Origin of the sequence: Stenotrophomonas sp. 2YAF22 (assembly GCF_052114665.1) — a bacterium.
Lineage (GTDB): Bacteria > Pseudomonadota > Gammaproteobacteria > Xanthomonadales > Xanthomonadaceae > Stenotrophomonas > Stenotrophomonas indicatrix.
Map to the genome: position 1 here is coordinate 1 of NZ_JBFRFE010000784.1, position 1,633 is coordinate 1,633.

2 protein-coding genes are annotated in these 1,633 nt (G+C 67.5%); both read right to left on the reverse strand.

Going from position 1 to position 1,633, the window contains the following annotated elements; translation table 11 throughout:
• A partial coding sequence (locus AB4Y84_RS21090; RefSeq protein ID WP_442250865.1) for a S46 family peptidase occupies positions 1–292 on the reverse strand: 292 nt, incomplete at its 3' end.
• Between the two features lie 168 nt (positions 293–460).
• A partial coding sequence (locus AB4Y84_RS21095) for a translocation/assembly module TamB domain-containing protein (RefSeq protein WP_442250866.1) occupies positions 461–1,633 on the reverse strand: 1,173 nt, incomplete at its 5' end.

The window sequence follows — 1,633 nt, forward strand, 5'->3', positions numbered from 1 at the left end:
CGGGCGAGCTGTTGTACTGGATCACGCCCATCGCCACGTGGTGGTTGGTCAGCAGCAGGCCATCGGCCGACACGAACGAGCCGGTGCCACCGCCGGCACGCACGACCGCACTCAGCGGCGGCGCGGTCACGTTGGCCAAGTCGGCCGGGTTGCCCTTGAAGCCAGCCGCCTGCAGCGGCTTGGCCAGCTCCGGCAGCTGGGTCGGCATCCACATGCCTTCATCGGCGTGGGCGCCAGCGGCGAGGGTCAGGCCCAGGGCCAGGGCGGTGGGGAGGGCTTTGCGTGGCGACATGAGGCAATCCGGTACGACAGAACAGCCCGGGACCATAGCCGCTGGGGCCGGATGGGGCAACGGCCGATGGTTGGGTATGCGTGCACGGTAGTGCCGGCCGCTGGCCGGCAACCCACCGAATTCGGGATACGGTGCAGTTGCCGGCCAGCGGCCGGCACTACCACACCGTTATTTTTCCCGCCGCCAGTTCAACGAGCCACGGTTTTCCACCGTGCTCGATTCCACTTCCACGTCGAAGCCGCGGCGCAGCAGGTACTTCAGGGTGATCACCGAACCGGCGCCCACCAGCGACACGCCGTAGCCCACGTACAGCTTGGGTGAGATGAACTTGCCGACGCCGATGACCGAACCGCCCAGCGCGCGCGACTGGCTGACGCCGGCATCGTCCAGGCCGAGCTTGGCACCCAGCTGCGAAGCCAGCAGGCCGCTGCCGGCCGACAGCGCGGCGGATGCGGCGTTCACCTGCTGGGTCTGGTCGCTGCTGGCACCGGTCAGGCTGCGCCCCAGCACCAGGTAACCCAGTGCTTCGGACTGCGACATCGCCGGATCGGACCAGACATCGGCACGTGGCTGCTGCGCGCGCCCGGTCACGTCGATGCCGGCGGTGACATCACCGATCCGGCGCTCGGCGCGGATGTTGATGCGCGGGTCGGACACCGCGTTGTAGTTCCAGTTGAGGTTGCCGCGGGTGATGGTCAGGTCCTGGCCATAGGCCTTGTAGCGGCCGCTGACTTCCAGGCCGCCGTTGGCGGTCATCTCGCGGCCGGGCTTGGCCCAGACCTGCATCTTGCCGGTCAGCGCGCCCTTCAGGCCGAAGCCGGTCATCTTGACCTTGTCACCCAGGCTGACAGTCAGCTCCATGTCCAGCGGTGAGGTACGCGACTCTTCCGGATCGGCCGGGTCCAGCACCACCACGTCTTCGGACACCGAGGTGCCACGGTCCAGGCGTTCCAGATCGATGTCGGCCTCGGGCACGTGCACCGTTCCACGCAGCTCCATCGCGGCCTTGGCCAGAGTGAAGTCCAGATTGGGATTGGCGACGATGCGCAGTTCGCTGGTGTTGGACAGCAGCACATTCTCGCCGTGGATCTTCAGCTGCAGCGGCTGTGCATCGCCGAACCAGGACAGGCCGCCGTCGACATACAGCGTGCCCTTGCCCGAATTGGCCTGCGCGGTGATCTTGGCCGAGCCATCAGGCTGAGCAACGAAGCTGCCCTTGCCCTGGTCGAAGGTCAGGCCCAGCGCCGGGAACTCGCCCTTGAAGTTGCTCAGCTGCGCATCACCGCCCAGCGAGGGCTGGCCGCGCGTGCCACGCAGGCTCACGTGGCCTTCGATCAGGCC